6 protein-coding genes are annotated in these 6,953 nt (G+C 41.0%); 5 read left to right on the plus strand and 1 reads right to left on the minus strand.

Features of this window, described 5'->3' with window-relative positions; genetic code table 11:
• Nucleotides 1–180: 180 nt before the first annotated feature.
• Nucleotides 181–1,128, plus strand: a complete 948-nt coding sequence (gene spoVK / locus V7266_RS01565; protein ID WP_335465478.1) for a stage V sporulation protein K — start codon at nt 181–183, stop codon at nt 1,126–1,128.
• A gap of 73 nt (nt 1,129–1,201) precedes the next feature.
• Here the strand turns inward: spoVK and V7266_RS01570 are convergent, their stop codons facing one another.
• Nucleotides 1,202–1,840, minus strand: coding sequence for a trimeric intracellular cation channel family protein (locus V7266_RS01570; RefSeq protein WP_335465479.1), 639 nt, complete (start codon nt 1,838–1,840; stop codon nt 1,202–1,204).
• Between the two features lie 191 nt (nt 1,841–2,031).
• Between V7266_RS01570 and hflX the strand changes: the two genes are divergently transcribed.
• The 4 genes from hflX (at nt 2,032) to glnA (ending at nt 6,481) form a co-directional block, all read left to right on the plus strand.
• Nucleotides 2,032–3,297: a GTPase HflX gene (gene hflX / locus V7266_RS01575; RefSeq protein ID WP_420491291.1), complete on the plus strand. Its 1,266-nt coding sequence runs from the start codon at nt 2,032–2,034 to the stop codon at nt 3,295–3,297.
• Nucleotides 3,298–3,311: 14 nt separating this feature from the next.
• A complete protein-coding gene (locus tag V7266_RS01580) occupies nt 3,312–4,580 on the plus strand; it encodes an aminotransferase class I/II-fold pyridoxal phosphate-dependent enzyme (RefSeq protein ID WP_335465481.1) in 1,269 nt (422 codons plus the stop codon).
• Nucleotides 4,581–4,702: 122 nt separating this feature from the next.
• A complete protein-coding gene (locus tag V7266_RS01585; protein ID WP_335465482.1) occupies nt 4,703–5,110 on the plus strand; it encodes a MerR family transcriptional regulator in 408 nt (135 codons plus the stop codon).
• 36 nt (nt 5,111–5,146) lie between these two features.
• Nucleotides 5,147–6,481: a type I glutamate--ammonia ligase gene (glnA, locus tag V7266_RS01590; RefSeq protein WP_335465483.1), complete on the plus strand. Its 1,335-nt coding sequence runs from the start codon at nt 5,147–5,149 to the stop codon at nt 6,479–6,481.
• The last annotated feature ends 472 nt before the right edge of the window (nt 6,482–6,953 follow it).

The raw sequence follows: 6,953 nt of genomic DNA on the forward strand, positions 1-6,953 counted from the left end.
GCCGATAGGCGGGCGCCTTGCGCTTTTCTTATTTCCATAAATAAAGGAAATCTTCACTAATGAATTCCAAGGATTGTGAATACACATAGAAGGAAGGATTATGCCTAACCTATAACACTTCTGAGTAGCTTAAATCTTGCTACCTTACGTATACTGTCTGCAGAATGAGAGGTGATAGCTTTGGATCAACCATATCGAACGAAAAGTAACGGCCAAATAAGGGTGGTACTCAATTCACAGGAAAGAACCACCGTGAGAAAAGAAGTACCCGATTTTCAAGTTGTTCCAAAGGTCATTCCCCCAGAGCATACCGCACTTAAAGAAATTGAAGAAGAGCTCGGGGCATTGGTTGGCATGGAAGAAATGAAGCGTATGATTAAAGAAATTTACGCTTGGATTTATGTGAATAAGAAGCGTGAGGAAATGGGGCTGAAGGCTAGAAAACAAGCCCTCCATATGATGTTTAAAGGGAATCCTGGAACTGGGAAAACGACGGTGGCAAGATTAATAGGAAAGCTGTTTCAAAAGATGAATGTACTCTCCAAAGGTCACTTAATAGAGGCTGAACGGGCCGATCTCGTTGGCGAGTATATTGGTCATACCGCCCAAAAAACGAGAGATTTAGTGAAGAAGGCACAAGGGGGAATTCTATTTATCGATGAAGCCTATTCCTTAGGTCGTGGCGGGGAAAAGGATTTTGGTAAGGAAGCCATCGATACGCTAGTCAAACATATGGAGGATAAGCAGCATGAGTTTATTTTAATTCTAGCTGGGTATTCAAGGGAAATGGACCATTTTTTAACCCTAAATCCCGGTCTCCATTCACGGTTTCCATTGGTCATTGATTTTCCGGATTATAATATCGATCAGCTGATGGATATTGCAGGAAGGATGTTAAAAGAAAGAGAGTATACGTTAAGCCATGAAGCTGAAAAAAAATTAAGAGACCACTTGATTTGGGTAAAGGCTGTCTTAAATCCTAACACTTTTTCAAACGGCAGATACGTTCGCAATGTCATTGAAAAATCAGTCCGGGCACAGGCGATGAGGTTGTTAATGCTGAATAGTTATGACAAGCATGAATTAATGACACTTCGGAGCAATGACTTAATATTTGAAGAGGACTAAATTTAAAAACAGTAACGCCTTGTTCCCTGCACCTGGCATCAATGCATCTGGACATAGAAAAATCGGCGGGAGATTATCCGCCGATTTGTTTATGATTTTGGATCTTTTGAGGTACTCCAAGACTTCGAGAAGGCAGCTTCCAATCAAAAGTATAAGACAGTACACGTAAGCCAGTTACTAAAACAAATAAAGTATATAATTGCCATGATTCAGTGGTAATCTCAAGTCCAATCATAAAACCCGCCAGTATAGCCCAAACAGCATAAATTTCCGCTCTTAACACAATCGGTTTTCTGCCGGCAAGCAAGTCACGGATAATTCCACCGCCAATCCCAGTTAATACCGCTGCCACAATAACGGCACTGAGGGGATGGTTCATTTTTTCGGCATAGATGGCACCTTGAATGGCAAAGGCGGACAAGCCAATCGCGTCAAACAGATTTCCCCATTTTTGCCAATGTCGTAAAAGGTTATTGGGAAATATAAACACCGCGGTAATTGATAACAAGGCAATTTGAAAAAGTAAACCCTGTTCCCATAAGGCAGAGACGGGTACTCCAATGAGCAGGTTTCGAATCGCTCCGCCGCCAAACGCAGTAACGATCCCTAAAATATAAACTCCTAAAATATCATATTCCTCTTCCATTGCCACAATCGCACCGCTGACTGCAAAGGCAATGGTACCAATCATACTTAAAACTTCCCATGTCATGTTGATTTCCCCTTGGTGTCACTTAAACACAGTGTTAGTAGTAAAAACCCGTTCAATAATAAACATATAAATTTTATCATGTTGCAAGAAAATTACAACATTTTTTTTTAGATAAGAAGAGGATGGGAGAAATTAGAGATTACAACGTTTTTTTGTTATGATGAGATTGGAGTACAGATAGGGAAGGAAGGATGTCTGTGGAACAAAAGGAAACGAAGGAGAAGGTCATTCTCGTTGGCTGTCAAACAAATGGAGATGAGGATCTGCGTTTTGACTATTCGATGGAAGAGTTAGGAGCATTAACCGAAACCGCCCAAGGGGAAGTCATTGCTTCCTTGATCCAAAAACGAGACCGCATCCACCCGGCAACCTATATAGGAAAAGGCAAAGTGGAAGAGCTGAAAAGCCTCGTTGAGGAGCTTGAAGTAGACATTGTCATCTTTAATGACGAACTTTCACCAAGTCAAAAAAGAAATCTGGGCTCTGAAATCGAGGCTCGTATTATTGACAGGACTCAACTCATTTTAGATATATTTGCGCAAAGAGCACGCTCAAAAGAGGGTAAACTGCAGGTGGAACTAGCACAGCTGCAATACATACTGCCCCGGTTGGCCGGACAAGGTACAGCCCTTTCAAGACTTGGTGCAGGGATTGGGACAAGAGGCCCAGGGGAAACAAAATTAGAATCAGACCGAAGACATATCCGCCGCAGAATTGATGATATTAAAAGTCAGCTTTCTGTAATTGTGCAGCACCGTGACAGATACCGTGAACGAAGAAAGAAAAATAAAACCTTCCAAGTTGCTATTGTCGGCTATACTAACGCAGGAAAGTCGACCTTGTTTAATCGTTTATCAGAAGCGGAGTCTTATGAGGAAAATCAATTGTTTGCTACACTTGATCCAATGACTCGCAAATTGATACTGCCAAGTGGATTTTTAGCCCTGATAACAGATACGGTTGGATTTATTCAGGACTTGCCAACGGCGTTAATCGCTGCTTTCCGTTCAACTCTTGAGGAAGTAAAAGAAGCCGACTTGCTTCTCCATGTGGTCGACATGTCCAATCCGGACTATTATCAGCATGAAAAAACGGTAAAAAAATTGCTGGATGACTTAGAAGTAAAAGATATCCCACAAATAACCGTGTATAATAAAAGAGATATTCAACATCCGGATTTTGTTCCAACAGCAGATACTGCCACGATATTCATAAGTGCCTTCGATGAAAATGACCGTCATGCTTTAAAGGGAAAAATGGAACAAGTGGTAATGGAAATGATGGAGCCTTACGAAGTCAAGATACCTTCTACAGAAGGCAAGCTGCTTTCACAATTGAAAAATCAGACCATCTTAAGAGAACTTGTCTTTGATGAGGAAGGTCAAATGTATCGTTGTAAAGGCTATTCGCTCGCGGATCATCAAATAACCGGTCAATTACAGAAATACACAATATAGATAGGAGTTACAACATGTTTCAACAGCTGCAAAATGGGGAAAGGCTTTACTCCCTGGCGCAAAAAGTAGAGCAGCAAATTGCTGAGGTACAAAAAAAAATAGACGAAAAAATGGAAAATAATCAATTTCGTGTATTGAAAAGCTATCAAAAACACCGTGTCAGTGATTCACACTTTATACCGTCGACCGGCTATGGCTATGATGATATAGGCAGAGATACGTTGGAATTAGTGTATGCAGATGTCTTTGGCGGAGAAGCGGGACTTGTTCGGCCGCAGATTATCTCCGGAACACACGCCATTTCAATTGCCTTATTTGGTGTTCTTAGACCAGGGGATGAACTTCTTTATATAACCGGTAAACCTTATGATACGCTAGAAGAAATTGTCGGGATTCGCGGCAATGGGGTAGGCTCATTAAAGGAATTTGGAATTTCTTACGATAGCGTCTCTTTAACAGATGAGGGGTCAATCGATTGGGAAGAGGTAGCTGCAAAAATAAAACCAAATACCAAAATGATTGGAATCCAGCGATCCAAAGGGTATGCAACACGGCCATCCTTCACTGTAACGGAAATCGGACAAATGATTTCGTTTGTTAAAGAAATTAATTCTGACTTGGTTGTGTTCGTCGATAACTGCTACGGTGAGTTCGTCGAGGAACAAGAACCATGTCACGTCGGGGCAGATTTAATGGCAGGTTCTTTGATTAAAAATCCTGGCGGGGGATTAGCAAAAACGGGCGGATATATTGTTGGGAAAAAACATTGGGTCGAGGCCTGCTCATACCGGATGACATCCCCTGGAATTGGAGCTGAAGCCGGTGCATCCCTTTATAGCCTTCAAGAAATGTATCAAGGCTTTTTTCTCGCTCCACATGTTGTCGGGCAGGCATTAAAGGGAGCGGTGTTTACAGCCGCTATGCTAGAACAATTGGGAATGAATTCCTCACCTAAATGGAATGCTAAAAGAACGGACCTCATTCAGTCAGTACAATTTGATGATCGTGATAAAATGGTTTCTTTTTGCCAAGCAATCCAATTTGCGTCGCCTATTAATTCATATGTTACACCTCATCCAAGTTATATGCCTGGATATGAAGATGATGTCATTATGGCTGCAGGGACGTTTGTTCAAGGGGCAAGTATTGAATTAACAGCAGATGGTCCGCTTCGACCACCATATGTGGCCTATGTCCAGGGTGGTTTAACATACGCACATGTAAAAATGGCTATTTGCTTAGCGATTGACCATTTATTAGAAAAAGGATTAATCAACCTTTAGTAGGACAAAATAAAACATAAGCTTTGTAAAATCGCTGTAAGAAAATCTAACATAACATTGACATCTTTTCTTACACGAAATATAATAGCATTATGATTTACTATTAAGGGAGGAGAAATTTGGTGAGTGGAAAAGAAATTCGTCGTTCCATGCCATTGTTTCCTATCGGGACGGTCATGCAGTTAACTGAGTTAACCGCAAGGCAAATCCGCTATTATGAAGAACACCAATTGATTTCTCCAGCAAGAACCGAGGGAAACAGACGTCTATTCAGCCTTAATGATATTGATAGACTATTAGAAATCAAAGACTTAATTGACCAAGGTGTGAACATGGCTGGTATTAAGCAATTGATCATGGTCAAGGAACAACAGGAATCATCTAATATAATAGAGAAACAAACTGAAAAGGCAAAACAAGATTTAACAGATGAACAACTTAGAAAGCTTCTCCGCAATGAATTAATGCATACAGGCAGAAACAATCGATTTACATTACGCCAAGGCGATATGTCTCGATTTTTCCATTAAAGTTAATCATTCTTTTGTAAAATAGGGGGAATTAAAATGGCAAAGTATTCAAGAGAAGACATCCAACGGATGGCGAAAGAAGAGAACGTAAAATTTATTCGTCTTCAATTCACCGACATTCTTGGAACAATTAAAAATGTTGAGATTCCAATTAGCCAGTTGGAAAAAGCACTTGATAACAAGATGATGTTTGACGGATCTTCGATTGAAGGATTTGTACGTATCGAAGAATCAGATATGCTTCTATACCCAGACCTAAATACATGGGTAATTTTCCCTTGGACAGCTGAAAAAGGAAAAGTGGCTCGTTTAATCTGTGATATCTATACTCCAGAAGGCAAGCCATTTGAAGGTGACCCACGTAATAACTTAAGAAGAGTATTAAAAGAAATGGAAGAGCTAGGATTCACTAACTTCAATCTTGGACCTGAGCCAGAATTCTTCTTATTTAAATTGGATCAAAAAGGTGAACCGACTCTTGAACTTAACGACCAAGGCGGATACTTTGACTTAGCTCCAACTGACTTAGGTGAAAACTGTCGTCGTGATATCGTTCTTGAGCTAGAAGAAATGGGCTTTGAAATTGAAGCATCTCACCACGAAGTAGCACCAGGACAACACGAAATTGACTTTAAATATGCTGACGCGTTAACTGCATGTGACCAAATCCAAACTTTCAAGCTTGTTGTAAAAACAATTGCTCGTAAACACGGATTACACGCAACATTTATGCCAAAGCCATTATTCGGAGTTAATGGATCTGGTATGCACATGAACCTTTCATTATTCAAAAACGGCGAAAATGCATTCTTTGAGCCAACTGGTAACCTAGAAATGAGTGATACAGCTCGTCAATTCATTGCTGGTATCCTAAAGCATGCTCCTGCCTTTACAGCGGTAACGAACCCAACTGTAAACTCTTATAAGCGTTTAGTACCTGGCTATGAAGCACCTTGTTATGTAGCTTGGTCTGCAAGAAACCGTTCACCACTAATTCGTATTCCTGCATCTCGTGGCTTAAGCACACGTGTAGAGGTACGTAGTGTTGACCCAGCAGCAAATCCATATCTTGCAATGGCTGTTCTATTAAAAGCTGGTTTAGACGGTATTAAAAATAAATTAACTCCTCCAGCTCCAGTAGATCGTAACATCTATGTTATGAGCAAAGAAGAAAGAATCGAAGAAGGTATCATCGATCTTCCGGCAACTCTTGCACAAGCATTAGATCAACTAAGTCAAGATGAAGTCATTGTTGCTGGTTTAGGCGAGCACATCTTCGAACACTTCGTTGAAGCAAAAGAAATTGAGTGGGATATGTTCCGCACTGTTGTTCACCAATGGGAACGCGATCAATACCTGAGCACTTATTAAGAGATTAAAGAAGCCTTGGCGCTCCATGCGTCAAGGCTTTTTGGTGTTTTATTATTCTATGAGCATTTGGACACTATTTGGCAATTACATTGATACTCTGTCAAAACTGGATATTAACATGGAAAAATGAGGAGCTGCTGTGCGGAGAAGCGATGCCTTCGGACACGTTGGACTAAGAACTAGGCAGCCGCATCCGAAGTAGAGCCAGCTTCGGACAAGAATGAGGAAAAACGAAGGAGCTCCTGTCTGAAGTAGAATCATCTTCAGACAGGAATAAGGAAAAACGAAGGACCCCCTGTCCGAAGTAGAGCCACCTTCGGACAGGAATAAGGAAAAACAAAGGACCCCCTGTCCGAAGTAGAACCATCTTCGAACAGGAATAAGGAAAAACGAAGGACCCCCTGTCCGAAGTAGAACCATCTTCGGACAGGAATAAGGAAAAACCAAGGAGCACCTGTCTGAAGTAGAGTCA

Origin of the sequence: Neobacillus drentensis, from assembly GCF_036965645.1 — a bacterium.
GTDB lineage: Bacteria > Bacillota > Bacilli > Bacillales > Cytobacillaceae > Neobacillus > Neobacillus drentensis_D.

Bases quoted from the DNA above. Each gene is read 5' to 3' on its own strand.
- glnA (WP_335465483.1), top strand. From the start codon at position 5,147: ATGGCAAAGTATTCAAGAGAAGACATCCAACGGATGGCGAAAGAAGAG.
- hflX (WP_420491291.1), top strand. From the start codon at position 2,032: ATGTCTGTGGAACAAAAGGAAACGAAGGAGAAGGTCATTCTCGTTGGC.
- V7266_RS01580 (WP_335465481.1), top strand. From the start codon at position 3,312: ATGTTTCAACAGCTGCAAAATGGGGAAAGGCTTTACTCCCTGGCGCAA.
- V7266_RS01570 (WP_335465479.1), bottom strand. From the start codon at position 1,840: ATGACATGGGAAGTTTTAAGTATGATTGGTACCATTGCCTTTGCAGTC.